The organism is Nocardioides pini (assembly GCF_026712185.1).
Classification (GTDB): Bacteria; Actinomycetota; Actinomycetes; order Propionibacteriales; family Nocardioidaceae; genus Nocardioides; species Nocardioides pini.
The window spans coordinates 86,760-112,486 of sequence record NZ_JAPPUX010000006.1; the positions used below are offsets into that span (position 1 = coordinate 86,760).

The 25,727-nt window shown below is 72.7% G+C and carries 29 protein-coding genes; 15 read left to right on the forward strand and 14 right to left on the reverse strand.

Going from position 1 to position 25,727, the window contains the following annotated elements:
* Positions 1-17: 17 nt before the first annotated feature.
* Positions 18-305: a YiaA/YiaB family inner membrane protein gene (locus NYO98_RS20165; RefSeq protein ID WP_268113647.1), complete on the forward strand. Its 288-nt coding sequence runs from the start codon at positions 18-20 to the stop codon at positions 303-305.
* A 61-nt stretch (positions 306-366) separates the two neighbouring features.
* On the opposite strand, the gene NYO98_RS20170 is transcribed toward NYO98_RS20165, so the two are convergent.
* Positions 367-1,596, reverse strand: coding sequence for an acyl-CoA dehydrogenase family protein (locus tag NYO98_RS20170; RefSeq protein ID WP_268113649.1), 1,230 nt, complete (start codon positions 1,594-1,596; stop codon positions 367-369).
* Positions 1,596-2,963 (reverse strand): acyl-CoA dehydrogenase family protein, encoded by a 1,368-nt coding sequence (locus NYO98_RS20175; protein ID WP_268113650.1) that lies wholly within the window; start codon positions 2,961-2,963, stop codon positions 1,596-1,598. The genes NYO98_RS20170 and NYO98_RS20175 overlap by 1 nt, the downstream gene beginning before the upstream one ends.
* 86 nt (positions 2,964-3,049) lie before the next feature.
* On the opposite strand from NYO98_RS20175, the gene def reads away from it, so the two are divergent.
* From def to NYO98_RS20190, 3 genes are read left to right on the forward strand one after another with little or no spacing between them, the layout of a single operon-like run.
* Positions 3,050-3,679, forward strand: a complete 630-nt coding sequence (gene def / locus NYO98_RS20180; protein WP_268113651.1) for a peptide deformylase — start codon at positions 3,050-3,052, stop codon at positions 3,677-3,679.
* A gap of 5 nt (positions 3,680-3,684) precedes the next feature.
* Positions 3,685-4,479 carry a TrmH family RNA methyltransferase gene (locus NYO98_RS20185; RefSeq protein ID WP_268113652.1) on the forward strand — a complete coding sequence of 265 codons (795 nt, stop codon included), beginning with the start codon at positions 3,685-3,687 and terminating at the stop codon, positions 4,477-4,479.
* Positions 4,480-4,493: 14 nt separating this feature from the next.
* Positions 4,494-5,099, forward strand: a complete 606-nt coding sequence (locus tag NYO98_RS20190; RefSeq protein WP_268113653.1) for a DedA family protein — start codon at positions 4,494-4,496, stop codon at positions 5,097-5,099.
* Between the two features lie 4 nt (positions 5,100-5,103).
* Here the strand turns inward: NYO98_RS20190 and NYO98_RS20195 are convergent, their stop codons facing one another.
* Both NYO98_RS20195 and cobA read right to left on the reverse strand, forming a co-directional pair.
* Complete coding sequence (locus NYO98_RS20195) at positions 5,104-5,907, reverse strand: TrmH family RNA methyltransferase (protein WP_268113654.1); 804 nt, start codon at positions 5,905-5,907, stop codon at positions 5,104-5,106.
* The gene (gene cobA, locus NYO98_RS20200; RefSeq protein WP_268113655.1) at positions 5,900-7,135 is read right to left on the reverse strand and encodes a uroporphyrinogen-III C-methyltransferase; all 1,236 of its coding nucleotides are present in this window, start codon (positions 7,133-7,135) and stop codon (positions 5,900-5,902) included. The genes NYO98_RS20195 and cobA overlap by 8 nt, the downstream gene beginning before the upstream one ends.
* 49 nt (positions 7,136-7,184) lie before the next feature.
* On the opposite strand from cobA, the gene NYO98_RS20205 reads away from it, so the two are divergent.
* The 5 genes from NYO98_RS20205 to NYO98_RS20225 all read left to right on the forward strand — a co-directional run bounded on the left by NYO98_RS20205 (position 7,185) and on the right by NYO98_RS20225 (position 11,228).
* Positions 7,185-7,706 carry a YbhB/YbcL family Raf kinase inhibitor-like protein gene (locus tag NYO98_RS20205; protein ID WP_268113656.1) on the forward strand — a complete coding sequence of 174 codons (522 nt, stop codon included), beginning with the start codon at positions 7,185-7,187 and terminating at the stop codon, positions 7,704-7,706.
* Positions 7,707-8,032: 326 nt separating this feature from the next.
* Positions 8,033-8,557 (forward strand): CAP domain-containing protein, encoded by a 525-nt coding sequence (locus tag NYO98_RS20210; protein WP_268113657.1) that lies wholly within the window; start codon positions 8,033-8,035, stop codon positions 8,555-8,557.
* Between the two features lie 84 nt (positions 8,558-8,641).
* Positions 8,642-9,439, forward strand: a complete 798-nt coding sequence (locus NYO98_RS20215) for an ABC transporter permease (RefSeq protein WP_268113658.1) — start codon at positions 8,642-8,644, stop codon at positions 9,437-9,439.
* Positions 9,432-10,244 carry an ABC transporter permease gene (locus tag NYO98_RS20220; RefSeq protein WP_268113660.1) on the forward strand — a complete coding sequence of 271 codons (813 nt, stop codon included), beginning with the start codon at positions 9,432-9,434 and terminating at the stop codon, positions 10,242-10,244. The genes NYO98_RS20215 and NYO98_RS20220 overlap by 8 nt, the downstream gene beginning before the upstream one ends.
* 3 nt (positions 10,245-10,247) lie before the next feature.
* Positions 10,248-11,228 (forward strand): ABC transporter ATP-binding protein, encoded by a 981-nt coding sequence (locus NYO98_RS20225; RefSeq protein WP_268113662.1) that lies wholly within the window; start codon positions 10,248-10,250, stop codon positions 11,226-11,228.
* A gap of 1 nt (position 11,229) precedes the next feature.
* Here NYO98_RS20225 and NYO98_RS20230 read toward each other — a convergent pair whose 3' ends face one another.
* The gene (locus tag NYO98_RS20230) at positions 11,230-12,381 is read right to left on the reverse strand and encodes a PP2C family protein-serine/threonine phosphatase (RefSeq protein WP_268113663.1); all 1,152 of its coding nucleotides are present in this window, start codon (positions 12,379-12,381) and stop codon (positions 11,230-11,232) included.
* 76 nt (positions 12,382-12,457) lie between these two features.
* On the opposite strand from NYO98_RS20230, the gene NYO98_RS20235 reads away from it, so the two are divergent.
* A complete protein-coding gene (locus NYO98_RS20235; protein ID WP_268113664.1) occupies positions 12,458-13,423 on the forward strand; it encodes an alpha/beta hydrolase in 966 nt (321 codons plus the stop codon).
* A gap of 30 nt (positions 13,424-13,453) precedes the next feature.
* Here the strand turns inward: NYO98_RS20235 and NYO98_RS20240 are convergent, their stop codons facing one another.
* The 5 genes from NYO98_RS20240 to NYO98_RS20260 all read right to left on the reverse strand — a co-directional run bounded on the left by NYO98_RS20240 (position 13,454) and on the right by NYO98_RS20260 (position 16,965).
* Complete coding sequence (locus tag NYO98_RS20240; RefSeq protein ID WP_268113665.1) at positions 13,454-13,600, reverse strand: hypothetical protein; 147 nt, start codon at positions 13,598-13,600, stop codon at positions 13,454-13,456.
* An 84-nt stretch (positions 13,601-13,684) separates the two neighbouring features.
* Positions 13,685-14,446 carry a sulfite exporter TauE/SafE family protein gene (locus tag NYO98_RS20245; RefSeq protein ID WP_268113666.1) on the reverse strand — a complete coding sequence of 254 codons (762 nt, stop codon included), beginning with the start codon at positions 14,444-14,446 and terminating at the stop codon, positions 13,685-13,687.
* A complete protein-coding gene (locus tag NYO98_RS20250; protein ID WP_268113667.1) occupies positions 14,443-15,597 on the reverse strand; it encodes an SPFH domain-containing protein in 1,155 nt (384 codons plus the stop codon). Before NYO98_RS20250 ends, NYO98_RS20245 begins: the two co-directional genes overlap by 4 nt.
* A gap of 70 nt (positions 15,598-15,667) precedes the next feature.
* The gene (locus NYO98_RS20255) at positions 15,668-16,129 is read right to left on the reverse strand and encodes an NfeD family protein (protein WP_268113668.1); all 462 of its coding nucleotides are present in this window, start codon (positions 16,127-16,129) and stop codon (positions 15,668-15,670) included.
* 29 nt (positions 16,130-16,158) lie between these two features.
* Entirely contained in the window at positions 16,159-16,965 is an 807-nt protein-coding gene (locus tag NYO98_RS20260; RefSeq protein ID WP_268113670.1) for an ABC transporter ATP-binding protein, read from the reverse strand.
* A gap of 78 nt (positions 16,966-17,043) precedes the next feature.
* Here NYO98_RS20260 and NYO98_RS20265 point away from each other — a divergent pair, with 78 nt between their 5' ends.
* On the forward strand, positions 17,044-17,754 hold the full coding sequence (locus tag NYO98_RS20265) for a hypothetical protein (RefSeq protein WP_268113671.1): 711 nt from the start codon (positions 17,044-17,046) through the stop codon (positions 17,752-17,754).
* A gap of 37 nt (positions 17,755-17,791) precedes the next feature.
* Here NYO98_RS20265 and NYO98_RS20270 read toward each other — a convergent pair whose 3' ends face one another.
* The gene (locus tag NYO98_RS20270; RefSeq protein WP_268113672.1) at positions 17,792-18,229 is read right to left on the reverse strand and encodes a DUF805 domain-containing protein; all 438 of its coding nucleotides are present in this window, start codon (positions 18,227-18,229) and stop codon (positions 17,792-17,794) included.
* A gap of 160 nt (positions 18,230-18,389) precedes the next feature.
* On the opposite strand from NYO98_RS20270, the gene serB reads away from it, so the two are divergent.
* Positions 18,390-19,607, forward strand: a complete 1,218-nt coding sequence (gene serB, locus NYO98_RS20275; protein ID WP_268113673.1) for a phosphoserine phosphatase SerB — start codon at positions 18,390-18,392, stop codon at positions 19,605-19,607.
* Here the strand turns inward: serB and NYO98_RS20280 are convergent.
* Both NYO98_RS20280 and NYO98_RS20285 read right to left on the reverse strand, forming a co-directional pair.
* Complete coding sequence (locus tag NYO98_RS20280) at positions 19,597-20,385, reverse strand: putative protein N(5)-glutamine methyltransferase (protein WP_268113674.1); 789 nt, start codon at positions 20,383-20,385, stop codon at positions 19,597-19,599. The genes serB and NYO98_RS20280 overlap by 11 nt on opposite strands.
* Positions 20,382-20,927 carry a SixA phosphatase family protein gene (locus NYO98_RS20285; protein WP_268113676.1) on the reverse strand — a complete coding sequence of 182 codons (546 nt, stop codon included), beginning with the start codon at positions 20,925-20,927 and terminating at the stop codon, positions 20,382-20,384. The genes NYO98_RS20280 and NYO98_RS20285 overlap by 4 nt, the downstream gene beginning before the upstream one ends.
* A gap of 33 nt (positions 20,928-20,960) precedes the next feature.
* On the opposite strand from NYO98_RS20285, the gene NYO98_RS20290 reads away from it, so the two are divergent.
* From NYO98_RS20290 to NYO98_RS20300, 3 genes are read left to right on the forward strand one after another with little or no spacing between them, the layout of a single operon-like run.
* Complete coding sequence (locus NYO98_RS20290) at positions 20,961-21,935, forward strand: cyanophycinase (RefSeq protein WP_268113677.1); 975 nt, start codon at positions 20,961-20,963, stop codon at positions 21,933-21,935.
* Positions 21,932-24,718, forward strand: a complete 2,787-nt coding sequence (gene cphA / locus NYO98_RS20295; RefSeq protein WP_268113678.1) for a cyanophycin synthetase — start codon at positions 21,932-21,934, stop codon at positions 24,716-24,718. The genes NYO98_RS20290 and cphA overlap by 4 nt, the downstream gene beginning before the upstream one ends.
* Positions 24,715-25,080: a cupin domain-containing protein gene (locus NYO98_RS20300; protein ID WP_268113679.1), complete on the forward strand. Its 366-nt coding sequence runs from the start codon at positions 24,715-24,717 to the stop codon at positions 25,078-25,080. Before cphA ends, NYO98_RS20300 begins: the two co-directional genes overlap by 4 nt.
* Positions 25,081-25,082: 2 nt before the next feature.
* Here NYO98_RS20300 and NYO98_RS20305 read toward each other — a convergent pair whose 3' ends face one another.
* Positions 25,083-25,724 carry a class I SAM-dependent methyltransferase gene (locus NYO98_RS20305; protein ID WP_268113680.1) on the reverse strand — a complete coding sequence of 214 codons (642 nt, stop codon included), beginning with the start codon at positions 25,722-25,724 and terminating at the stop codon, positions 25,083-25,085.
* Between the last annotated feature and the right edge of the window lie 3 nt (positions 25,725-25,727).

Below are 25,727 nucleotides of genomic sequence, written 5' to 3' on the forward strand. Positions count from 1 at the left end.
CGCACGACGGTTGACCCATGGCCTCCTCGACTCCCACCAAGAACACCAACGCCTTCTTCCTGCAGGCCGGCGTCTCCTTCGCCGTCGCGCTGCTGACCATGATCTTCGCGATTTTCTACCTCCCGGTCGACCCGTGGATCCGCGCCTTCCTCGGCCTCGGGACCATGTTCCTCACGACGTCGAGCTTCACCCTCGCCAAGTGCGTCCGCGACGCCCAGGAGGACAGCTACGTGGTCTCCCGCATCGACCAGGCCCGCGTCGACCGGATCCTGTCCGAGCACGACCCCTTCAAGTCCGTCTCCTGACCCTCACGACACCAAGCCCCTCCCGCAGCACCGCGGGAGGGGCTTCGTCGTGCGCGGGGCGCTACTTGAGCTCGGCGCTCGTGAGCCCCAGCACGCGGCGGGCCACGATCAGCTGCTGGATCTGCTGGGTGCCCTCGAAGATGTCGAGGATCTTGGAGTCGCGGGCCCACTTCTCCAGCAGCTCGGACTCGCTGTAGCCGAGGGTGCCGCACAGCTGCACGCACGACAGCGTCACGTCGGACCCGACCCGTCCGGCCTTCGCCTTCGCCATCGAGGCCTCGAGCGAGTTGGGCTTGCGGTTGTCGGCCATCCACGCCGCCTGCATCATCAGCAGCTTGGCGCCCTCCCAGTCGGCCTCGAGCCGCAGGAACGTCGCCGCGGCGGCGGACTGCGACTGCGCCGGGCGGTCGTAGTCGATCACCACGCCCGCCTGCTCGAGCAGGTCGCGGGTCAGGTCGAGCGCCGCGCGGGCGCACCCCACGGCCATCGCGGCGACCAGCGGGCGGGTGTTGTCGAAGGTCGCCATCGCGCCGCCGAAGCCGGACTTCGTGTCGATCTCGGGCGAGCCGAGAAGGTCCTCCGCGGGCACGCGGCAGTCGGTGAAGGTGATGACCGCGGTGTCGGAGGCGCGGATGCCGAGCTTGTGCTCGAGCCGCTCGACCTTCAGGCCGGGGTTGTCCTTGCGCACCAGGAAGGACTTGATCGCTGCCCGGCCGAGGTCCTTGTCGAGCGTCGCCCAGACCACCACCGAGTCGGCGCGCTCGCCGGAGGTGACGTAGATCTTCTCGCCGTTGATGACGTAGTGGTCGCCGTCCTGCACCGCCGTGGTGGTGATGTTGGCGGAGTCGGACCCGGTGCCGGGCTCGGTGATCGCCATGGCCGCCCAGGTGCCCCGGTAGCGCTCGAGCTGCTCCTCGTTGGCGACCGACGCGATCGCGGAGTTGCCCAGGCCCTGGCGGGGCATCGAGAGCAGCAGCGCGGTGTCGCCCCAGCACATCTCGGCGACGGAGAGGACGGAGGCGAGGTTGGTCCCGTTGCGGACCTTGCCGCCGCCGCCGTCAGCGCCGTCGTCGGCGGCGGTGTCACGTCGTACGCCGCCCGCGCCGGCGCCGCTCGTGGCCCCGGTCTCGGACACGCCGTCGATCAGCGCGGCGAGCATGTCGAGCTCCTTGGGGTAGGTGTGCTCGGCGCGGTCGTACTTCCGCGAGATCGGCCGGAGCATGTTCATCGCCAGCTGGTGGGCCTGGTCGATGAGCGTCGCGTGCTTCTTGGGGGTCTCCAGGTTGATCATCAGACGAGCACCGCACCTTCCATCACGCCGACGGCCCGCAGGTCGCGGTACCACCGTTCGACCGGGTGCTCCTTGACGAAGCCGTGCCCGCCGAGGAGCTGGACGCCGTCGAGGCCGATCCGCATCCCCTTCTCGGCGCAGAGCTGCCGGGCCAGTCCGACCTCGCGTGCGTGGTCCTGGCCGCGGGTGGCACGCGAGGCGGCCTTCCACGTGAGCAGGCGCATCGCCTGCACCTCGATGGCCATGTCGGCGACCATGAACGCCACCGACTGGCGGTGGCTGATCGGCTCGCCGAACGCCTCGCGCTCGTTGACGTAGGGCTTCACGTAGTCGAGCACCGCCTGCCCGGTGCCGACCGCCAGGGCACACCACGCGAGGCGCGAGAGGCGTACGCACTCGGTGTAGGCGGTGCCGTCGGTGTCGCCGAGCAGTGCGTCGGCACCGATCCGCACGCCCGTGAGGTGCAGGCGCGACATCCCGGCGGCGCGCACGCCCATCGACGGGTCGGCCTCCACCTCGAGCCCGTCGGCGCCGGACTCCACGAGGAACAGCGCCGGAGTGCCCTCGAGCATCGCCGCCACCACGAACAGCTCGGCGTCGGCTCCGCGCACGACGGCCGACTTCAGCCCGTCGAGGACGAAGCCGTCGCCGTCGCGGACCGCGGTGGTCGCGAGGTCGAAGGGGTCGAAGAGCACCGTCGGCTCGGCGATCGTCAGCGCGGCGACGGGGACGGCCCCGCTGCCGCCGGTGAACGCGGGCAGGTAGGTCTGCTGCTGGGCGTCGGTGCCCCAGAGCCCGATGGCGGTGGCGACGGCCCCGGGGGCGAGGGTGGCGACGGCGAGGCCCATGTCGCCGTGCGCGAGCGCCTCGGCCACGAGGGCCCCGGCGGTGGCCGAGCGCTCGTCCATGATCCCGCCGAGCTCCTCGGGCACGCCGAGGGTGGCGAGCCCGAGGTCCTGCGCGGCCGTGAGGACACCGGCCGGGGGCGAGCAGGCCTCGTCGGCCGCGGCGGCGGCCGGCCGCACGACCTCGGCCGCCAGGTCGCGGACCACCTCGAGGAGCATCGCCTCGTCGTCGGTGGGCGCGAGGTCGAAGACGCCACGCGACGCGGCACTCGCGGGACGGGCGCCGGGGGTGTTGCGACCGGCGCGGGCGAACGTCCGCCCGGCGGCGGTCGCCACCCGGAAGCCGTTTCGGGTGGTCGAGTAGACCGCCTGCTCGGCCCGCTTGCGCAGGCCCACCCGGTCGATGAGGTCGCTCTGCGCCAGCCGCCCGACAGCGGCGACCGCCAGGCCGATCGCGTCGCGGCTCTCCCGGGACGACAACCCGTGGCGGCCACCCGGCCGGAGGCTGCTGATGAAGGACATGGCCCCAAGGTAACTCCGAGTTACACATACCGCCAGCACCCCGACGCGCTGCGGGTGGCGCCCACACGGCTGGCTAGGATCCCCGCATGCCCGACGAGCAGCCGATCGACGCCCGCGCCGGCACCGGACCCGCTCCGCGGGCACCCCACGGCCCCCTGCCCGAGGGCGGGAGCATCCGCCCGATCACCCGCTGGGGCACGCCGGTGATGCACCGCCCCCAGGCCCCCGTGACGACGTACGACGACGCGCTCCGCGCGCTGGCCGCCGACATGGTGGCGACGATGTACGCCGCCGAGGGCGTCGGGCTGGCGGCGTGCCAGATCGGCGAGGACGTGGCGATGTTCGTCTTCGACTGCCCCGACGACGAGGGCGTGCGCACCGTCGGCGTGGTCTGCAACCCCGTGCTCACGCTCCCCGAGGGCAAGGACCGCCGCCTCGAGGACGACGACGAGGGCTGCCTGTCCTTCCCCGGCTCCTTCGAGCCGTGCCCCCGCCCCGACTGGGCGCGCGTCGACGGCCAGGGCCTCGACGGCGAGCCGGTCTCCTTCGAGGGCGACGGCCTGCTGGCCCGGTGCCTGCAGCACGAGACCGACCACACCCTGGGCACCGTCTTCGGCGACCGGCTCTCGGCGAAGTCCCGCAAGCGGCTGACGAAGAAGCACGACGCCGCCGCCGAGGACTACCCGCTGTCCTGGCCCGCCCACGCCACCGGCTGAGCGCGATGGCCGAGCTGCGCATCACCCGGGAGAACGCGCGCTTCCAGCAGTGGGAGGCGCTCCTGACCAACCGCTCCAAGCGCCACCGCAACCGCGAGTTCCTGGTGCAGGGCGTCCGCCCGATCACCCGGGCCGTGGAGGAGGGCTGGACGGTGCGCGCCCTGCTGCGCGCCGACGGCGCCGCCTCCGCGTGGTCCGACGACCTCTGGTCGACCACCGACGCCGAGCGGGTCCTGCTCTCCCCCGAGCTGCACGCGCGGCTCAGCGGTCGCGAGGAGGGTGCCGAGCTGGTCGCGGTCGTCGAGATGCCCGACGACGGCGTCGCGCGACTCGAGGAGTCGCGGCGCCCGCACGGTCCCGTCGTCGTCTTCGACCGCCCCACGAGCCCCGGCAACATCGGCACGCTCGCCCGCTCGGCCGACGCGTTCGGGGCCTCCGCGCTCGTGGTCACCGGCCACGCCGCCGATCCCTACGACCCGCAGGCCGTGCGCGCCAGCACCGGGTCGCTCTTTGCCCTGACGGTGCTGCGCGTGCCCGGTCCGGGCCCGGTCGTCGAGCACGCCCACGCGCACGGCTACCGCATCGTCGGCGCGGACGAGGACGGCACCGTCCTCGCCGACGCGGACCTCCGGGGGCGGTTGGTGGTCGTCGTCGGCAACGAGACCCACGGCCTGTCCGCCGGGTGGCGCGCGGCGTGCGACGAGGTCGTCGCGATCCCGATGGTGGGGACGGCCTCGTCCCTCAACGCGGCCGTCGCGGGCTCGATCGTGCTCCACGAGTCGCTGCGGCAGCGCGGCTGAGGGCGGCGTAGGACATGGAGGCAGTGCTCGACTGGGTCGTGCTCGTCATGCGCACGGTCGGCGCCCCCGGGGTCGGCCTCGCCACCGCCCTCGAGACGGTGTTCCCGCCGGTCCCGAGCGAGCTGGTGCTGCCGCTCGCCGGCTACACCGCCAGCCAGGGCTACTACAGCGTCCTCGCCGCCGTCGCCTGGGCGACGGCCGGTTCGCTGGTGGGGGCGCTCGTCCTCTACTGGCTCGGGGCGGCCTGGGGGCTGGAGCGCATCTGCGCGCTGGCCGACCGGATCCCGCTGATGCACGCCCACGACGTCCGTCGGGCCGTCGCCTGGTTCAGCAGGCACGGACGGACGGCGGTCTTCGTCGGCCGGCTGGTGCCGGGCGTCCGCAGCCTGATCTCCATCCCCGCCGGCATCGACCGGATGCCGCTCCTGCGGTTCTGCGTCTTCACGACCGCGGGCAGCCTGGTCTGGAACGCCGCGCTGATCCTCGCCGGCTACGAGCTCGGCGAGCAGTGGCACGTCGTGGAGGGGTACGTCGGTCCCGCCAGCAACGTCGTCTACGGGCTGATCGGCGTCGCGGTGGTCGTCGTGGCCGCTCGCCGGCTGCGGCACCGGCTGTCCTGACTCCTCAGCGGCGGGCGGCGGCGTAGCAGGCCACGGCGCTGGCCGCCGCGACGTTGAGGGAGTCGATGCCGGCCGCCATCGGGATCACCGCGCGGCGGTCGGCCGACGACTCCCAGCGCGACGACAGGCCGTGGCCCTCCGAGCCCAGCACGAGCGCGAGGCGGTCGACGCCGGCGACGGCCTCCTCGATCGGGATCGAGTCGGGACCGAGCGTCAGGGCCACCGTCGTGAAGCCGCGGCGGGAGAGGTCCGGCAGCGCGTCGTACCAGTCGGGCAGGCGGGTCCACGGCGTGGAGAACACCGCACCCATGCCGACCTTGATCGAGCGGCGGTAGAGCGGGTCCGCGCACCGCGGCGCCAGCAGCACCGCGTCGAAGCCGAGGGCGGCGCCGGAGCGGAAGACCGCGCCGACGTTGGTGTGGTCGACCAGGTCCTCCAGCACCAGCACGGAGCGTGCGCCGGCGAGCACCTCGTCCACGGGTGGCAGCGGCCGGCGGCGCAGCGACGCCAGCGCGCCGCGGTGGACGTGGAAGCCGGTGACCTGCTCGATGAGCGCCTCGGACAGGACGTAGCAGGGCGCGGGGCTGCGCTCGAGCACGTCGGCGAGGCCGTCGAGCCACCGCGGCGCCATCAGGAACGACCGGGCGTCGTGACCGGCCTCGACCGCACGGCGTACGACCTTCTCCCCCTCGGCGAGGAACAGGCCGTGCTCGGCCTCGAGGCTCTTGCGGAGCTCGACGTCGCGCAGGTCGCGGTAGTCGGCCAGGCGCGGGTCGCCGGGGTCGTCCAGCTCGACGGGGTCAGTCACGCCCGTAGTGTGCCGGACGCGCCACGGCCACGACCTCGCCCACCACGATGATCGCCGGCGGCACGACGCGGTGGGCGGCCAGGTCCTCGGCCAGCCGGCCGAGCGTGCTGAGGACCGTGCGCTCGGTCGGCATGGTGCCGTCGACGATGACGGCGACGGGCGTGGCGCGATCGCGACCGCCGGCGAGCAGGACCTCCGCGATCGCGGGCGCGTTGTCGACCGCCATCAGCAGGACGAGCGTGCCCCGGAGCCCGGCGACCGCGTCCCACGCCACCAGGGACTCGGGGTGGCCGGGCGGGAGGTGGCCGGAGATGACGGTGAACTCGTGGGCGATCCCCCGGTGCGTCACCGGGATGCCGACGCGGGCCGGGACGGCGATCGCGGAGCTCAGCCCGGGGACGACGGTGACGGGCACGTCGGCGGCCGCGCACGCCAGCAGCTCCTCGTAGCCGCGACCGAAGACGAAGTTGTCGCCTCCCTTGAAGCGCACCACCCGCTTGCCCGCCCGGGCACGGTCGACGATCACCTCGTTGATGGTCTGCTGGGAGGCCGAGCGCCCGCGCGGGAGCTTGGCCACGTCGATCAGCTCGACGTGGGGGCCGAGCTCGTCGAGCAGCTCGCGCGGCGCCAGCCGGTCCGCGACGACCACGTCGGCCGTCGCGAGGGCGTGACGAGCCGCCACGGTGACGAGCTCCGGCTCGCCCGGTCCCCCGCCCACCAGGACGACGCCCGGGCTGCGGTCGAGCGCCCCCGACGCCGTCAGGTGGCCGTCGCGCAGGGCGCTGACGATGTCGTCGCGGAGCGAGGCCGACTTCCGCGGCTCCCGGTTGCCGAGCACCCCCACCGTGACGGTGCCGTGGTGGCCCACGGCCGGGGTCCAGGCGGTGCCGCCCAGGGCGTCGTCGGCGCGGACGCAGAACGTGTGGCGGGCGTCGGCGGCGGCGACGACGCGGACGTTGACCTCGGGGTCGTCGGTCGCGGCGACGACGTACCAGGCGCCGTCGAGGTCGGTCTCGGTGAACTCGCGCAGCACGAGCGTGAGCTCGCCCTTCAGCCCCTCGAGCGCCGGCGTCACGTCGAGGCTGACCACCGTCACGTCGGCACCGGCGCCGAGCAGGCCGGAGACGCGTCGCTGCGCGACGTGCCCGCCGCCCACGACCACGACCTTGCGACCGGTGAGCACGAGCCCCGCCAGGTAGGGATGGGGGTCGGCACCGCGCTGGGTCATGCCCCGATTGTCCCTTTCGGGGCCGCGGGCCGGTCGCTACGTTCGAGGGATGAGCATCGAGCGACCCGTGGCCCCCAATCCCTACGACTACCTGCCCGCGACCGAGTCCTTCACCGTCACGAGCACCGACGTCACCGACGGCGCGCCCCTCAAGGACGACCAGGTGGCCGACGGCGGCAACACCTCGCCGCAGCTGAGCTGGTCGGGCGCTCCGGAGGGCACCCAGTCCTACGTGGTGACCTGCTTCGACCCGGACGCTCCCACGCCCAGCGGGTTCTGGCACTGGTGCCTGGTCGACATCCCGGCGGACGTCACCTCCCTCGACACCGGCGCCGCGTCGGGCGACCTGCCGGGCAAGGCCTTCCACGTGCGGAACGACGGCGGCGAAGCCGGCTTCATGGGGGCGGCACCGCCGCAGGGCGACCACCCGCACCGCTACTTCTTCGTCGTGCACGCGGTGAAGGACGCCTCGCTCGGCGTCGACGCGGACGCGTCCAACGCGGTGGTCTCCTTCAACCTCGCCTTCAAGACGCTCGGCCGCGCCATCCTGCACGGCACCTACCAGCACTGACCGACCACGCGGCCAGACCGGTGGCCTGACGCCCCACTGGTCACATCCGCCCCATCCGTCCCGCGAGACCCGTGGCTGGACCCCAGAGGTCCAGACCACGGGTCTCTTTTTTCGCGTTTCCGCCATGCAGAAACCGTCAAGCCGTTTTCATCTGTACCGACGACGGACTTGCCAAAATTTGATGAAACCTTCCGCATGAGGCGGGTATTGCCGCCGTCGGCTCGACATGAGACACATGCCCTACCTAGGGTCAACACCTGATTCCACGAGATTCCATCAAGATTCACCCGACTTCCTGATCGTGGATCTTCCCGAAGGACACCCCCGTGCCGCACTCCCGCCTCCTCTCCCGCCTGGCCGGCCTGGGCCTCGCCGCCGCTCTCACGGCCGGCGCCGGAGCCGCTCTTGCCGTGCCGGCCGAGGCGGTCACGTGGTCCGCGCCCCGCACCGCCTCCGTCGTCGCGGTCGATGCGGGCAGCGACCGGCTCGAGGACGCCCTCATGGTCCGGATCAACGAGGCCCGCGCCGAGCACGGCCTGCGCAAGATCTGGAACTTCGACGTGTGCACCGACCAGCTCGCCGAGCAGTGGGGCGCCCGCATCGCCCGGACCGGGGTGCTGGAGCACCGCGACCAGCGCGAGGTGATCCGCAAGTGCGACAACTCGTGGGCCGGGGAGACGCTCGTGCGCGGCACTGACCTGAGCCCGGACACGATGGTGTCGCTGTGGCTCGACTCCCCCAGCCACCGGGAGATCCTGCTCAGCCCGCGGGCCAGGCGGGCCGGCGTCGCCATCACGCGCGACGCCCAGGGGCGCACGATCGGCGTGGTCAACCTCGTTCGCCACGGCTGAGGTGCACCGCACCGCTCCGATGTGAGACGATCCCCGGCCCCCTCGTGGGTGGGCCGGGGATCGATCGCGTGAGGGGGGAAGCTGATGCTGCACGTCGCCGTCGCGACCCGCGCGTTCCGCCGCTACTCGACCTACCGGGCTGCCACCCTCGCGGGGATCTTCACCAACTCGGTGTTCGGGATCATCTACTCCTACGCCTACCTCGCGCTCTGGAAGGCCAACCCCACCGCCGGCGGGTACGACGCCCAGGACGCGGTGACGTACGTGTGGCTGGGCCAGGCGCTGCTCATGACGATCGCGCTCTGGGGCGGCGGCACCACCGACGACCTCGCCGAGCGCGTCCGGACCGGTGACGTGGCGATCGACCTCTACCGGCCCGTGGGGCTGGTCGGGTGGTACCTCGCGAGCGACCTCGGCCGCGCGGCGTACCACCTGCTCACCCGGGGAGTCGGTCCCACGGTCATCGGCTTCGTCGTGTTCGACATCTCCCTGCCCTCCTCCCCGCTGACGGCCCTCGCGTTCGCGATCTCGCTGGTGCTCGCGGTGGTGGTGAGCTTCGCGATCCGGTTCCTCGTCGCCTGCACCTCCTTCTGGCTGCTCGACCAGTCGGGCGTGAAGGTGATGAGCGGGGCCTTCGCGATCTTCTTCAGCGGGATGATGCTCCCCCTCGTGCTGTTCCCCGGGTGGCTGGGCACGCTCGCGCAGGCGCTGCCGTGGGCGTCGTACGTGCAGGTCCCCGCCGACGTGTGGCTCGGCAAGCACACCGGCTCCGACCTCGTGGCCGCGCTCGGCTTCCAGGTGGTCTGGGCCGTCGTGCTGCTGGCCGCCTGCCAGGGCGTGCTGCGCCTGGCGACGCGCAAGGTGGTGGTCCAGGGTGGCTGAGTCCGGACCCGCGCTCCACCTGCGCTCCTACCTCCAGATCGCGTGGCTGTGGATCCGCGCGGCGTGGCAGTACCCGACGTCGTTCGTGCTGCTGGCCGTGGGCAACGGGCTGATCACCGCCCTCGACTTCGTCGGCCTCTGGATCATGTTCGCCCACCTCGACGACCTCGCGGGCTTCACGCTCCCCGAGGTGGCGCTGCTCTACGGCAGCGCCTCGCTCGCGCTGGCCGTCGCCGACACGGCCATCGGCAGCGTCGAGCGGATCGGCGCCTACATCCGGACCGGCCGCCTCGACCAGATGATGACCAAGCCGGTGCCGCTGCTCGTGCAGGTGTGCGCCGACCAGTTCACCCTGCGCCGGCTCGGACGGCTCACGCAGGCCGCCATCGTCTTCGGGTGGGCGTGCACCTACGTCGACTGGACCCCGTCGCGCGTCGTGGTGGCCCTGTGGATGCTCGTCAGCGGCGGCCTGGTGTTCTTCGGGCTCTTCGTGGGCTTCTCGTGCGTCCAGTTCTGGACCACCGACGCCACCGAGTTCGCGAACGCCTTCACCTACGGCGGCGCCACGGTCACGCAGTACCCGCTCACCATCTTCCCGCGCGAGGTGCTCGTCGGGCTGACGTTCGTGATCCCCGTCGCCTTCGTCAACTGGTACCCCTGCCTCTACCTCCTCGGCCGCTCGGACCCGACGGGCATGCCCGAGGCGTTTCAGTTCGCCTCGCCCGTCGCGGGCGTGCTGACGATGGCCGCCGCCCTGCTCGTGTGGCGCTCCGGCGTCCGCCACTACACCTCCACCGGGAGCTGACCCATGTCCCTCACCAGGTCCCAGCACGAGCCGCTGATCGACGTGCGCGCCCTCGAGCGCACCTTCGACGTACGCCGCCGGGTCGAGGGACGGCGCCGCCGGGTGCGCGACTCCGTGCTCGCCGTGCACGACCTGACGTTCACCGTCGCGGCCGGCGAGATGGTCGGCTACATCGGCCCGAACGGCGCGGGGAAGTCCACGACGATCAAGATGCTCACCGGGATCCTCGTGCCGACCGGCGGGCAGGTCCGGGTCGCCGGCCTCGACCCGAGCCGCGACCGGGTCGAGCTCGCCCGCCGCATCGGGGTGGTCTTCGGCCAGCGCTCGACGCTGTGGTGGGACCTGCCGCTGCGCGACTCCTTCGACCTGCTGCAGAAGATGTACCGGATCCCTCCCGCGCGCTACCGCGACAACCTCGACCGGTTCGTCGACCTGCTCGACCTGGGCGGCCAGCTCGACACCCCCGTGCGGCAGCTCAGCCTCGGCCAGCGGATGCGCGGCGACATCACGGCTGCGCTGCTCCACGACCCCGAGGTGCTCTACCTGGACGAGCCGACGATCGGCCTCGACGTGGTGAGCAAGGGGCGGCTGCGCGAGTTCCTCCGGGCACTCAACGACGAGCGAGGCACCACCCTCCTCCTCACCACCCACGACCTGCAGGACATCGAGGCGCTGTGCGACCGGGTGATCGTGATCGACCACGGCACCTCCGTCTACGACGGCCCGCTCGCCGGGCTGCACGCCCAGGGCGGGTCGTCGCGCATGCTCGTCGTCGACCTCGTCGACGAGGCACCGCCCATCGAGGTCCCCGGCGCCACGGTGCGCCGGGTCGAGGGGCCGCGCCAGTGGCTGTCGTTCCCGGCCGACGCGAGCGCCGCGCCGGTCGTGGCGGCCGTCGCAGCGTCGTACGACGTCGCGGACCTCTCGATCCAGGAGCCTGCCATCGAGGACGTCATCCGCGAGCTCTACTCGCGCGACGCCTGACTCAGGCGCCGAGGCTGCGGGCGCGCTCCGAGTCCAGCTCGGGCGACGTGAGCGGCTGCCGCTCGAGCACCAACATGGCGCGGTCGTCGTCGCCGCGCGGCACCTTCTTGAGCACGCGCTTCGGCATGCCGGTGAAGCCGCGGGCGTCGACGGCCTGCAGTGCGGCATGGCGCAGCCAGTCGATGCCCTCGTCGAGGTCGCGGTCGGCGGTCTCGATGACGCCGTCGGTGTAGAACATGAGCGCCTCGCCGGGTCGGAGCCGGCCGCGGCTCGGGGTGAACTCGGCGTCGTCGATCACGCCGAGCGCCATGCCGCGCGCGTTGTCGACGGCCCAGCCCCGCTGGCCGAGGTGCCAGTGGAGCGCCGGCGGGTGGCCGGCGCTGGTGATCGTGTAGTCGCCGGTGACGAGGTCGACCTTGACGTGCACGGCCGTGGCCAGTGACTCGTCGGACTCCTGGCGCAGCAGGAAGTGGTTGGCCGCCGCCATCAGCTCGGCCGGCGGCAGGGCGCCGATCAGGCCGCCGAGCGCCCCGGCGAACTGCAGCGCCTGGGGGCCGACGGACGTGCCCTTGCCACACACGTCGACGAGCGCCATCTCCAGCCACCGCCCCTCGCGCAGGTCGGCGACGAGGAAGTCGCCGGCGTAGCTGGGGCCGTTGGCGGTGATCGTCGCCGACTCCGAGCGCCAGCCGCTGGGCAGCGGCGGGACCACGCCCTGGCGCTGCAGGCGGTCGCGCAGCTGGGTCAGCACCGCCTCGCTCAGCGCCATCGGCAGGCCCGAGCGCTGGCGGCTCGACTGGTAGATCGCCAGGAGCACGCCCACGGCGAGGATCACCAGCGCGGACCCGCGGCTCGGCGTCGCGAAGCCCGTCTCCACCGACGTCCAGTAGGCGGCGGCGACCAGCACCACGACGAGCAGCAGCAGCGGGACGAAGCGCAGCAGCATCAGCCCGAGCATCAGGACCAGGAACCACAGCGACACCGGGACGACGACCCGGGCCACCTCCCCGACGCCGACGGCGGCGCCGACGAGGGCGACGAAGACCAGCAGGAGGAACACCTGGCTGCCACGCGAGCCGGTGCGCCAGCCCTCCACGCGCTGCTGGACGTACGACGTGATGCCGCGCGCCACGGACCCCAAGGCACTCGACACGACCGAAGGTTAGGGCTCGACAGAGGTTCCCCGAGGTGGAACCGGGAAAGTGAGCGCCGATCGATAGTCTCCTCCCATGCCTCTGGTCCCGCCGCAGGCCGACATCCTCGGACCTGACTTCCGGGTGGAGACGATCTCCCTCCCGCCCGACCCCGAGGGCCCTGTCGTCGCGACGCTCGTGACGCTGGCGCCCGAGCGCCCCAACGGCCGTGCGGTGCTGCACGTCCACGGGTTCGCCGACTACTTCTTCCACACCGAGTACGCCCGCTGGTGGGCCGACCGGGGCTATGCCTTCTACGCGCTCGACCTCCGGAAGTACGGCCGGTCGCTGCGCGAGCACCAGACCCCGCACTACGTCGCCGACCTCGGTGAGTACTTCGCGGAGATCGACCTGGCGTGGTGGCGCATCACCCAGCGCGACGGGCACCGCGAGGTGATCGCCTCCGGGCACTCGACCGGCGGCCTGACGGTCCCGCTCTGGGTGACCGAGCGGCGGCCTTCCGACCTGGCGGCGATGGTGCTCAACTCGCCGTGGTTCGACATGCAGGGGGCCGCCTGGCTCCGCAGCCCGGCCGCGCGCCTGGCGATCGAGCGGCTCGGCACGAGCCGGCCGATGCAGGAGATCCCGCGCCGGGTCAGCACCGTCTACGGCCGCTCGCTGCACCGCGAGCACGCAGGAGAGTGGGACTACGACCTCACCTGGAAGCCGCTGGACTCGCGCCCGGTCTACGTCGGGTGGCTGCGCGCCGTACGACGCGGCCACGCGCTGCTGCACGCCGGTCTCGGCATCGACGCCCCGACGCTCGTGCTGTCGTCGGCCCGGTCGCACTTCGGCGAGCAGACCGAGGAGACCGCCGCCACCCACGACATCGTGCTCGACGTCGAGCAGATCCGTCGCTGGGCGTCGTCGGTCGGCACGCACGTCACCTCCGTGGCCATCGATGGCGCGATCCACGACGTCGTGCTGTCGCGTCCCGCCGTGCGCGCCCAGGCGTACGACGTGCTGGGCACGTGGCTCGAGGCGTGGGTGGAGACGGACTGACCCCCGCCGAGGACGGGCTGGCGAGCAGGGTCAGGAACCGTCCCCGCGCATCGGTCCACCCAGATCGGTGTCCGTCGGCGTGTCCCGCCACGCCGGCGTCTGGCTCCGCCTGTGCAGCACCCAGGACGACCAGGCGAAGAACAGGGCGAGCAGCGCCAGGATCAGCCAGAACACCATGCGAACCACCTCCCCTCGAGGGTAGGCCTCCCCGCGAGGTGCCGGCACCCGGTCCAGACAGGCGCTGCCGCGGGGCGAGGCCGCTCAGGTGAGCAGCGCGACGAGCGCGACGACGCCGACCGCGGCGATGACGGCGCGGAGCAGGGTGGGCGGCAGGCGCCGCCCGACGGTCGCGCCGATCTGGCCACCGACGACGGAGCCGAGGGCGATCAGGCCGGCGACGGTCCAGTCGATGTCGGCGACGGCGATGAAGACCAGCGCGGCGACGGCGTTGACGACGAGGGCGAGGACGTTCTTGGTGGCGGTGTGCCGCTGCATCGAGTCGGCGACGCCGATGCCGAGGATCGCCATCAGCAGTACGCCCTGGGCCGCCCCGAAGTAGCCGCCGTAGATCCCTGCGGCGGCGACCGCCGGCCAGACCCACCAGACCCCGTGGTCGGGGATGCCGCCGCGCGACTCGGCGCGGGCGGCGACGGAGCGCTGGATGCGCGGACCGAGGACGACGAGCACGACCCCGAGCGCGATGAGCACGGGCACGATCGCGTCGAAGGCGGACGACGGCAGCCAGAGCAGCAGCAGCGCTCCGGCGATCCCGCCGAGCAGCGACGCCGTCCCCAGCCGGAGCACCCGCGCCCCCTGTCCGGCGAGCTCGCGGCGGTAGCCGAAGACCCCGGACATGCTCCCCGGGACGAGCCCGACGGTGTTGCTGACGTTGGCGGTCACCGGGGGGACGCCGAACGCGAGGAGGGTCGGGAACGTGATCAACGTCCCCGACCCCACGACGGTGTTGATGGTGCCGGCCGCCACTCCTGCGAGGGCGACCAGCACCGCTTCGGTCGGACTCACTGGCCGGCAGGTGCTCCCGGCTCATCGGTGTCGGCCGGCGCGGACAGCGGGTCCGTGGCCGTCGCGGCCGGGTCGATCGACTTCGCGGTGCGGCCCGGGTTGGCGGCGCTCTCGGCCGCGGCGATCGCCTGCTGCACGGCCTCGTTGGTCGCCCGGGTCTCCGGGTCGTCCGACGAGCGCGGCAGCTGAGGCTCCGACGAGCCCATGTCGACGCGCGTGCGCGGCGTGGCGTCCTTGGGGATGCCGGCGATCTCGTGGATCGACGAGCCGAGGCCCTCCATCGCCTTGGTGATCTCCGAGGGGATGACCCAGACCTTGTTGGCGCTGCCCTCGGCGATCTTCGGCATCATCTGGAGGTACTGGTAGGCCAGCAGCGACTGGTCGGGCTGGCCGTCGTGGATGGCCTGGAAGACCGTCTGGATGGCCTGTCCCTCACCCTGGGCACGCAGGATCTGCGCCTCCCGGTCGGCCTGGGCCCGCAGGATCTGCGACTCCCGGTCACCCTCGGCGTTGAGGATCTGCGACTGCTTGGAGCCCTCGGCGGTGAGGATCGCGGCCTGGCGCTGGCCCTCGGCGGTGAGGATCACGGCACGCTTCTCGCGGTCGGCGCGCATCTGCTTCTCCATCGAGTCCTTGATCGACGGCGGCGGGTCGATGCCCTTGAGCTCGACACGGTTGACGCGGATGCCCCACTTGCCGGTGGCCTCGTCGAGGACGCCACGCAGGCCGGAGTTGATCGAGTCACGGCTGGTGAGCGTCTCCTCGAGGTCCATCCCACCGACGATGTTGCGCAGCGTGGTCATGGTGAGCTGCTCGATCGCCTGGATGTAGTTGGCGATCTCGTAGGTCGCGGCGACCGGGTCGGTGACCTGGAAGTAGATGACCGTGTCGATGGAGACGACGAGGTTGTCCTCGGTGATCACGGGCTGCGGCGGGAACGACACGACCTGTTCGCGCAGGTCGATGAGGTAGCGGAGCCGGTCGATGAACGGGATGACGATGTTGAGCCCCGCGGGCAGCGTCCCCTTGTACTTGCCGAAGCGCTCGACGATGCCCGCGCGTGCCTGGGGCACGATGCGGACCGTCTTCGCGAGCATGACGACGACGAACAGGACGACGAGCAGGAGCAGGACCAGTAGTGCAGTCCCCATGGGTTCCCCCCGATCTTGTGAGTTGCTGTGGCTGGCGGTGGAGCGGTCGTGGGCGGCGTACGAGGCCGGGTCAGGGCTCGAGCGTGCCCACCGGGTGGACGTAGGCGGTCGCGCCCTTGATCTGGAAGATCTCGACGGTCTCACCCGGTGCGATGGTGAGGTGCTCGTCGTAGGGCAGGGCCGACCACACCTCGCCCGCCACCTTGATGCGACCCGCGGCCAGGGCGGTGATCTCCTGCGTGACGAGCGCGCGGGTGCCGACCAGCTTGCCGTGGCCGAGCGCGAGCTCGGGACCGCTGTGGAGCCGCTTGACGAAGGCCGGCCGGACGAAGGCCAGCATGGCGATGGACGCGGCCAGCGCCGCGAGGATCTGGACGAAGACCGGCAGACCGATGATGGCGGCGATCATCCCGATCACGGCTCCTGCGGCGAGCATCGCGAGGATCAGGTCGAGGCTGAACATCTCCGCCACACCGAGCACGATCGAGAGACCGAGCCAGGTCTCCCAGAGGTGGTCGCGGATCCAGTCCATGGTCCGACCCTATCCAGTGGGGCGTGACGTCAGGCGGGAACGACGCGCTCCGCGGGGCGCCGGCGAGCCGCGAAACGGTCGTCCGAGCGGCTCAGCACCAGCGGCATCGCGAAGGTCTCCGACAGCGACTCGGCGGTGACGACGTCCTCGACCGGCCCGGAGTCGACGACCCGCCCCTCGCGCAGCAGCAGGGCGTGGGTGAAGCCGGGCGGGATCTCTTCGACGTGGTGGGAGACCAGCACGGTCGCCGGGGAGTCGGGGTCGAGGGCCAGCCGGGACAGCGTCGCCACCAGGTCCTCACGACCGCCGAGGTCCAGGCCCGCGGCCGGCTCGTCGAGCAGCAGCAGCTCGGGGTCGGTCATCAGCGCCCGGGCGACCTGGACGCGCTTGCGCTCGCCCTCGCTCAGGGTGCCGAACGTGCGCTCGGCCAGGTGGGCGGCGCCCACCTCCGCCAGCAGCTCCGCGGCGCGGTCGTGGTCGAGGTCGGCGTACTCCTCGCGCCACCGCCCCAGCACGCCGTAGGAGGCGGAGACGACGACGTCCTTGACCAGCTCGGACCGCGGGATCCGGTCGGCGAGCGCCGCGCTGGTCAGGCCGATGCGCGGGCGCAGCTCGAAGACGTCCGTCGTGCCGAGCACCTCGTCGAGGATGCCGGCGACACCCGAGGTCGGGTGCAGCTGCGCGGCCGCGACCTGGAGGAGGGTCGTCTTGCCGGCGCCGTTGGGCCCGAGGACCACCCAGCGCTCGTCCTCCTCGACGAGCCAGCTCACGTCGTCGAGCAGCAGCGTCCGGCCCCGGCGCACCGTGACCCCTGCGAACTCGATGACGGCGACCATGCGCGTCACCCTATCCAGCACCGGTCACGCCGACGCCGCGGACACGGCGGCGCGGGACGGCGAGTAGCCTCGCCCGCGATGTCGCGCTCCGCCCTCGCCCTCCCCCACTCGGCGACCCTCGCCTGGTGGCTGACCGCATGGCTGCGCGGGCACGAGCAGACCGACCACGTGCTCGACGTGCTCGCCGTCGACACCCACCTGCTGATGGGCGGGTCGGCGCTCGACCTGCTGGTGCGCGCGCGGGGCACCGGGGCGTCGTACGCCGGCCTGGCGCTGCCGGTCGACGGCGACCCGCTGGGCCTGGGCGGCCCGCGCGACTTCAACAGCACGGCGCTCGAGGCGGGGCAGGCCGTCGTGGTGGGCGACCTGGGGCTGGTGCCCGAGGAGCAGGGCGAGACGGTGCAGTGGCGTCCCCTGGAGGCCTCGCGCCGCCAGCTGCCCGACGTCGGCGAGGCCGATCGCACCCTGCGCGCCGCCCTCGTCGGCGCGGCGGGCGACCTGGCCGACCTCGACGTGGCGCGCTGGCGCCCGGAGGCCGCCGACGCGCTGATGAACCTCCACCACCGCCCGGCCGTGGACGCCCCGCTCGGCACTCCCCCGCGGTGCGTCGAGCTCGCAGCCCGCGGCCTGCAGGCGTGGGCCATCGTCGACCTGGCGCTGGTCGACGACGGTGGTGCCCTGTCGTCGTACGAGGTGGAGCGGCGCCGCGACCTCCTGCAGCCGCTGGGCCGTGCCGCCCGGCGCGCGATCGTGGCGGCGTGCTCGCCCGAGGTGTGGCCCGACCGCTAGGAGGTCGCCGACGCCGGGCGCCGGGCGGTGCGGGCCGTCAGCCGCCGTACTGGCCGCTGCCGTAGGCCGGCGGGGGCGGGTAGTCGCCCGCGGCACCGGAGGTCTGGCCCTTCGGGTTGGGGCCGTACTGGTTGTCGGGCTTGGAGTCGGTGCAGAACCACACGATGAGCAGGATCCAGCCGATGATCGGGATGATGCCGATGAGGATCCACCAGCCGCTGCGGTCGGTGTCGTGGAGCCGGCGCACGCCCACGGCGAGGGACGGCAGGAACAGCGCGAGGCTCACGAGGGTGTTGATCAGGCCACCGCTGGCAGCGCTCTCGTAGTCCGTGCCGAGCACGACGTCGAGGATGCTGGTGACGATGCCGACCAGGAACGTGAACAGCGCGAAGTACCAGTACTCGGAGCGCCGTGCGCGGCCCGAGAAGCCGACGTACTTGGACAGGCACGTGCGCACCGCCGTCATGAAGTCCATCGAAAACCCCCGGTTGTCTGGGCGGCGCCGACGCCCGGAACCGCCTAGCAGCACAAGGTAGGGGACGGGGGCGCCGCCCGCCAGCACCCCGTCGAGGCACCGCCCGAGGTGCGGACCCGGCGGCGCCCGCCCGGTCACCGGGTCTAGCCTTCCTCACACCATGGAAGACGAGCCGAAGACTCTCCTGGTCACCCTCACGGGCAAGGACCGGCCTGGCGTCACCTCAGCGATCTTCGCCGCGCTCGCGGGCGCCGGCGTCGAGGTCGTCGACATCGAGCAGATCGTGCTGCGACGACGGCTGGTGCTCGGCATCCTGGTCACCGCTCCCCGGGACTGGAAGAAGCTGCGCGACGTCATCGAGCGCACCGCTGCCGACCTCGACATGGCCGTCGAGGTGGAGCGCGGCGCGGGCGACAACCGCAGCCGCCGCGGCGAGCGCTCGCACATCACCATCATCGGCAACCCGCTGAAGGCGTCGGCGATGGCCGCGATCGCGGGCCGCATCGCCGACTCGGGCGCCAACATCGACAAGATCGAGCGGATGGCGCGCTACCCCGTCACCGCCATCGAGCTGCACGTCTCCGGCGCGCCGGCCGACACCCTCCGTCCGCTCCTCTCGGTGGAGGCGGTCCGGCAGGGCATCGACCTCGCCGTCCAGCGCGACTCCCTGCACCGCCGCGGCATCCGGCTCATCGTCATGGACGTCGACTCGACCCTGGTCCAGGGCGAGGTCATCGAGATGCTCGCCGCCCACGCCGGCCAGGAGGGCGAGGTCGCCCGGGTCACCGAGGCGGCGATGCGCGGAGAGCTCGACTTCGAGGCGTCCCTGCGCGAGAGGGTCGCCCTGCTCGAGGGGGTCCCGGAGTCCGCGCTCGACGAGGTCTACGACTCGATCGTCCTCGCGCCCGGCGCCCGCACGATGGTGCGCACGCTGCGCCGCCTCGGCTACCGCTTCGCGATCGTGTCGGGCGGCTTCACGCAGATCACCGACCGGCTCGCGGCGGACCTCGGCATCCACTTCGCGCGCGCCAACGAGCTCGAGGTCGTCGACGGCCGCCTCACCGGGCGCATCGTCGGCGACGTCGTCGACCGGGCGGGCAAGGCGGCCGCGCTGCGCGAGTTCGCCGGCGAGGTCGGCGTACCCCTCGACGCCGTGATCGCCATCGGCGACGGTGCCAACGACCTCGACATGCTCAACGCCGCCGGGCTCGGCATCGCCTACAACGCCAAGCCAATGGTGCGCGACGCCGCCGACACGGCCGTCAACGTGCCCTACCTCGACGCGATCCTCTACCTGCTCGGCATCTCGCGCGAGCAGATCGAGGAGGCCGACGCGGCCGTGGGCATCACGACGCCCGCGCCCCCGCTCATCGGCTGACACCGCCGGGGCGTACGCCGATGGCGACGCACCCGCCGACCTCGTCGTCGGTCTCGACGCCGGTCACCAGCCCGGCCGCCGCCATCGCGCCGGTCGTGAGTGCCGCCTGCGCGGGGCTGGTCTCGACGAGCAGCACTCCCCCGGGGGCCAGCCACCGGGGGGCGTCGGCGGCGATCCGGCGGTGCAGGTCGACCCCGTCCACGCCGCCGTCGAGCGCGACCAGCGGCTCGTGGTCGCGGGCCTCCGGCGGCATCGCGGCCACCCGGTCGGTGGGGACGTAGGGCGCGTTGGCGGCGAGCACGTCGACGCGGCCGAGGAGGTCGGCCGGCAGGGCGTCGTACAGGTCCCCGAGGTGGAGCGCCGCGGACGGGGCGTTGGACCGGGCGCACCCGAGCGCCGTGTCGCTGACGTCGCAGCCGTGCACCTCGGCGCCGGCGCCCTCCAGGCTCGCGGCGACCGGGGCGACGCCGCAGCACAGCTCCACCACGACGGGCCGTCGAGGCCCCGCCGGCACGGCACGGGCGCGCTCGGCGGTGGTCCTCGCCAGCAGCTCGGTACGACGCCGGGGCACGAACACCCCGGGGACGACGGCCAGCCGCCGGCCGAGGAACTCCGCCCAGCCGAGCACCGTCTCCAGCGGCTCACCGGCGACGCGGCGCGCGACCAGCCGCGCGAGCTCGTCGGTCGACGTCGCGGCCCCCTCGAGCAGCACCGCCTCGTCCTCGGCCCACACGCAGCCGGCGGCGCGCAGCCGCGCCACGACGTGCGGATCGCTCACGCAGACCCGACGTGGAAGGCGTCGAGGCGGGCGGTGCCCGGACCGAGGTCGGCCCAGTCGCCCTCGACGGTGAAGACCGCGACGGCCGAGGTCGGGAACCCCCGCGTCAGCATCGCGGTCGTGGCCTCGGTCTCGCCCTCGCCGTCGTCGACGAGCTCGGCCAGCGACCCCATCGTGGGGTTGTGGCCGATGACGACCAGGGTCCGCACGTCGTCGGCGACCTCGCGAAGCAGGTCGAAGGCGGAGTCGGTTCCGGCGGCGTAGAGGGCCTCGGAGAGGAGGACGATGCCCTCGTCCCACCCGGCCCCGGCGGCCACCTGCTGCCACGTCTGCCGGGTGCGGAGCGCGTCGGAGACCAGGGCGGCGTCGGGCTCGACGCCGTGGTCGCGCATCCACCGTCCGGCCGCCTCCGCGTCGCCCAGTCCGCGCTCGGCCAGAGCCCGGACGTGGTCGGTGCTGGCGCTGTGCTCCGCCTTGGCGTGGCGCATGACCACCAGTCGGCGCGTGACCGCGCTCGACGTCTCCCACACTGACTCCTGCATTCCCTCACCCTTCCAGCCGCTAGCCTGCCTGTCATGCCCAGGGGACCACTCATGATCATCGGGGGCGCCGAGGACAAGGTGCGCAAGCCCACCATCCTCAAGCACTTCGTCGCCCTGAGCGGCGGACGGGAGGCCCGCATCGCCGTGATCCCGACGGCCTCCTCGCTCGGACGCGAGGTGGTGGACGTCTACGACGCGCTCTTCACGAAGTTCGGCGCGGCCGGCGTGGACGCCGTACGTCCGGAGTCGCGCGACCAGGCCCACGACCCGGGACTCGTGAAGACGCTCGACGAGGCCACCGGGATCTTCATGACCGGCGGCAACCAGCTCAAGCTGTCGTCCATCGTCTGCGGCACACCCGTCGGCGACGCGATCGTCCGCGCCCACGAGCGCGGCGCGGTGGTCGCCGGCACCTCGGCGGGGGCCAGCATCCAGTCCTCCCACATGGTCGCCTTCGGGGTCGGCGGGGCGACCCCCAAGCAGCGGATGACGCAGGTGGCGGGCGGGCTCGGCCTGGTCGACACGGCCGTGATCGACCAGCACTTCGACCAGCGCAACCGCTACGGCCGGCTGCTGATGATCGTGGCGCAGAGTCCCCAGCTGCTCGGCATCGGCGTCGACGAGGACACCTGCGGCCTCGTCGAGGACGTGGACGGCGAGCTCGTCATGCGCGTGCTCGGCAAGGGCGCGGTGACGATCTTCGACGGGTCGCGCATGGTGTCCAACGCCTACGAGGCGACCCGGTCGTCGCCGCTGCTGGCGAGCGGCGTCGTCTTCCACACGCTCCCCGCGGGCACCGTCTTCAACCTCACCACGCGCGGGCTGGTGCCGCAGGAGCCGTCCATCCAGCCCGAGGACGCCGACGAGCTCGCCGAGGCCAGCCGCGACCTGCGCCAGCTCGCCCGCGACATCGCTGCCGCGGACGCGACCCCCGCAGCGATCCGCCGGCGCCTCAAGCTGCGCCGCACCCCGCAGACCCCCGCCCCCGACCAGGGAGAAGATGCATGAGCGAGCGACCCACGCCGGACCTGGAGATCGTCGAGACCCGCGTCTACCGAGGGCCCAACGTCTGGTCCTACGACAAGTCGATCCACCTCGTGGTCGACCTGGGCTCGCTCGAGCAGTTCCCCACCAACACGATCCCCGGGTTCACCGACGACCTGGTCGCGATGCTCCCCGGCCTGCGGGAGCACTCCTGCTCGCGCGGGCGCCGCGGCGGCTTCCTCGAGCGGCTCAACGAGGGCACCTGGCTGGGCCACGTCGCCGAGCACGTCGCCCTCGCGCTGCAGCAGCTCGTCGGCCACGACATCCGGCGCGGCAAGACCCGGCAGGTCAAGGGCCAGCCCGGGCGCTACAACATCATCTACGGCTACATCGAGGAGAACGTCGGCCTCACCGCCGGCCGCCTCGCGGTCCGCCTGGTCAACCACCTCGTCGAGGGCGACCCCGACTTCGACTGGGAGACCGAGCGCGACGACTTCATCCGCCGCGCCGAGCGCACGGCGTTCGGCCCGTCCACCCAGGCCATCGTCGACGAGGCCGTCTCGCGGGACATCCCGTGGATCCGGCTCAACCAGTACTCCCTCGTCCAGCTCGGCCAGGGCGTCCACGCCAAGCGGATCCGGGCCACGATGACGTCGGAGACCTCGTCGATCGCCGTCGACATCGCCTCCGACAAGGACCTCACCACCAAGCTCCTCGGCGCGGCCGGCCTGCCCGTGCCCAAGCAGGAGTCGGTCCGCAGCGAGGACGCCGCGGTCGCCGCCGCCCGGCGCATCGGCTACCCCGTCGTGCTCAAGCCGCTCGACGGCAACCACGGGCGCGGGGTGTGCCTCGACCTGCAGGACGAGGCCGACGTACGTGCTGCCTTCCCGATCGCGCACGACCAGTCACGCCGCGGCAACGTCATCGTCGAGTCGTTCATCACCGGCAAGGACTACCGCTGCCTGATCATCGACGGCCGGATGGTCGCGATCGCCGAGCGCGTGCCGGCGTCGGTCACCGGTGACGGCACGTCGACGGTGCAGGAGCTCGTCGACCTGACCAACGCCGACCCGCGGCGCGGCGTCGGGCACGAGAAGGTGCTCACCCGCATCAAGGTCGACGAGGCGGCCGTCGAGGTGCTCGCCGACCAGGGGCACACGCTCGACTCCGTGCCGGCCGAGGGCGAGATGGTCAAGCTCGCCCTCACCGGCAACATGTCCACCGGCGGCATCTCCATCGACCGCACCTTCGAGGCGCACCCCGAGAACGTCGAGATCGCCGAGGAGGCCGCGCGCATGGTCGGCCTCGACATCGCCGGCATCGACTTCATCTGCCCCGACATCACCGAGCCCGTCCGAGAGGCGGGCGGTGCCATCTGCGAGGTCAACGCCGCGCCCGGCTTCCGGATGCACACGCACCCGACGATCGGCGAGCCGCAGTTCATCGCCAAGCCGGTGGTGGACATGCTGTTCCCGCCCGGGGCGACGTCGCGGATCCCGATCGTCGCGGTGACGGGCACCAACGGCAAGACGACCACGAGCCGGATGATCAGCCACATCTTCAAGGGGATGGGGCGCAAGGTCGGCATGACGTCGACCGACGGCGTCGTCATCGACGAGCGGCTGCTCATCCGCGCAGACGCGTCCGGCCCCCGGTCGGCGCGGATGGTGCTGCAGAACCCGCGCGTGGACTTCGCGGTCTTCGAGGTCGCCCGCGGCGGCATCCTGCGCGAGGGCCTCGGCTACGAGCGCAACGACGTCGCCGTCGTGCTCAACGTGCAGCCCGACCACCTCGGCCTGCGCGGCATCGACACCGTCGAGCAGCTCGCCGACGTCAAGGCGGTGATCGTCGAGGCGGTGCCGCGTGACGGCCACGCCGTGCTGAACGCCGACGACCCGCTGGTGCGCGAGATGCGCCGCAAGTGCTCGGGCCAGGTCGTGTGGTTCTCGATGGACGAGCCCGGCAGCGAGGTGCGCGACATGATCGACGCGCACTGCCGCCGGGGCGGCAAGGCGATCGTCCTCAACCCCAGCGACCGCGGCGAGATGATGGTCGTCCTCCACGGCCGTCGCGAGATGCAGCTGGCGTGGACCCACCTGCTGCCGTCGACCTTCAGCGGCCGGGCACGGATGAACGTGCAGAACGCCCTGGCCGCCGCGGCCGCCGCCTTCGCCGCCGGAGCCCCGCTGCACGACATCCGACAGGGCCTGCGCACGTTCTCGACCAACTACTACCTCTCCCCCGGCCGGCTCAACGAGGTCGAGGTCAACGGCGTCAACGTGATCGTCGACTACTGCCACAACGCGCCCGGCATGAAGATGCTCGGCGACTTCGTGGACCGGGTCGGCGAGTCGCTCGAGTCGTCCCACGACCTGGCCCGGCCCTCGCGGATCGGCATCATCGCCACGGCCGGCGACCGGCGCGACCAGGACATGCGCGAGCTCGGGCAGATCGCGGCGCAGCACTTCGACGTCTGCATCGTGCGCGAGGACGTGGCGCTGCGCGGTCGCGAGCGCGGGGCGACCGCCCAGCTCGTCCTCGACGGCGTACGAGCCGCGATGGACGAGGGCGCCCGCTGCAAGCAGGCCGAGCTCGTGCTCGAGGAGATCGAGGCCGTGCGCCACGCGATGAGCCGCGCCAACCGCGGCGACCTCGTGGTGGTGTGCGTCGACAAGCACGCCGAGGTGATGGCGGAGCTGGAGAACTGGTCCGACGTCGCCCAGGCAGGCTCGACCACGAACCCCGACGCGCCCTCCGCCGACCCGGACTACACGCCCCCGGCCGACCAGGCGGCGGGCGGCGCGTGAGGATCCTCGACCTGACGGGCCTCCCCCACCGACCCATCGAGGCGCACGGGAGCCGCGGCTTCTCCGTCGGGGCCTTCGGCCTGGGCGCCGACACCCACCTCGTGTCGGTCGCGCTCGCACCCGGCGGCGTCATCGGACGGCACCCGGCCGTCGGCCGCCAGCTCCTGGTGGTGCTCGCGGGTGAGGCCGAGGTGGCGGGCGCGGAGGGCGTCGTGCATCGGCTCGGCGCCGGCCAGGCCGCTGTCTGGGAGCCCGGCGAGACGCACGAGACGCGGTCGCCGACCGGGCTCTCGGCGCTGATCGTCGAGGGCGACCTCGACATCGGTGCGCCCGGCGAGCAGGTGGACCCGGGCGACACCTGAGCTCACGTGTCGTCCGCGCGCCAGACGACGAGCTCGTAGACCGCCGGGCCGTCGTCGCTGCGCTCGAACGCGAACCCCTCGTGCGACGCGATGCGCCGGAGGCCGTACGAAGCCGCGCGACGCTCGACCTCCTCACGCCGGTGGCGGCGCACGCGGTGCTCACCGCCCACCACGCTGACCGGCGACGCCTGCACGGAGCCGTCGTCCAGGAGCGGCTCGTGGCTCACCACGAGGTGGCCGCCGGGTCCGAGGCGCCCCGCCGCCAGCCGGAGCAGCTCGAAGAGGTCGGGCACCAGCTCGAGGAAGCCGATCGCCGCGACGAGGTCCCACTCGCGGTCGTCGCCGCGCAGGAACGACGCGGCGTCCGCGGACACGACCTCTGCGACCGGCACCTTGCCACGGGCCCGCGCCAGCATCGCGGAGGACGGGTCGACGAGCGTCAGGGCGGCTGCGGGGAACAGCTCGTGGAGCACCACCGCCGTCTGCCCGGTCCCGGCGCCGAGGTCGAGCACCCGCGCGGGCGCCAGGCCGAGCGGGTCGAGCAGGTCGCGGGCTCGGCGGTTGGCCGACCAGCCGTTGCCGGAGGTCATCTCGTCGTAGGTCGGGGCCAGGGCGTCGTACACCTGCGCCCAGCCCGCGCTCACGAC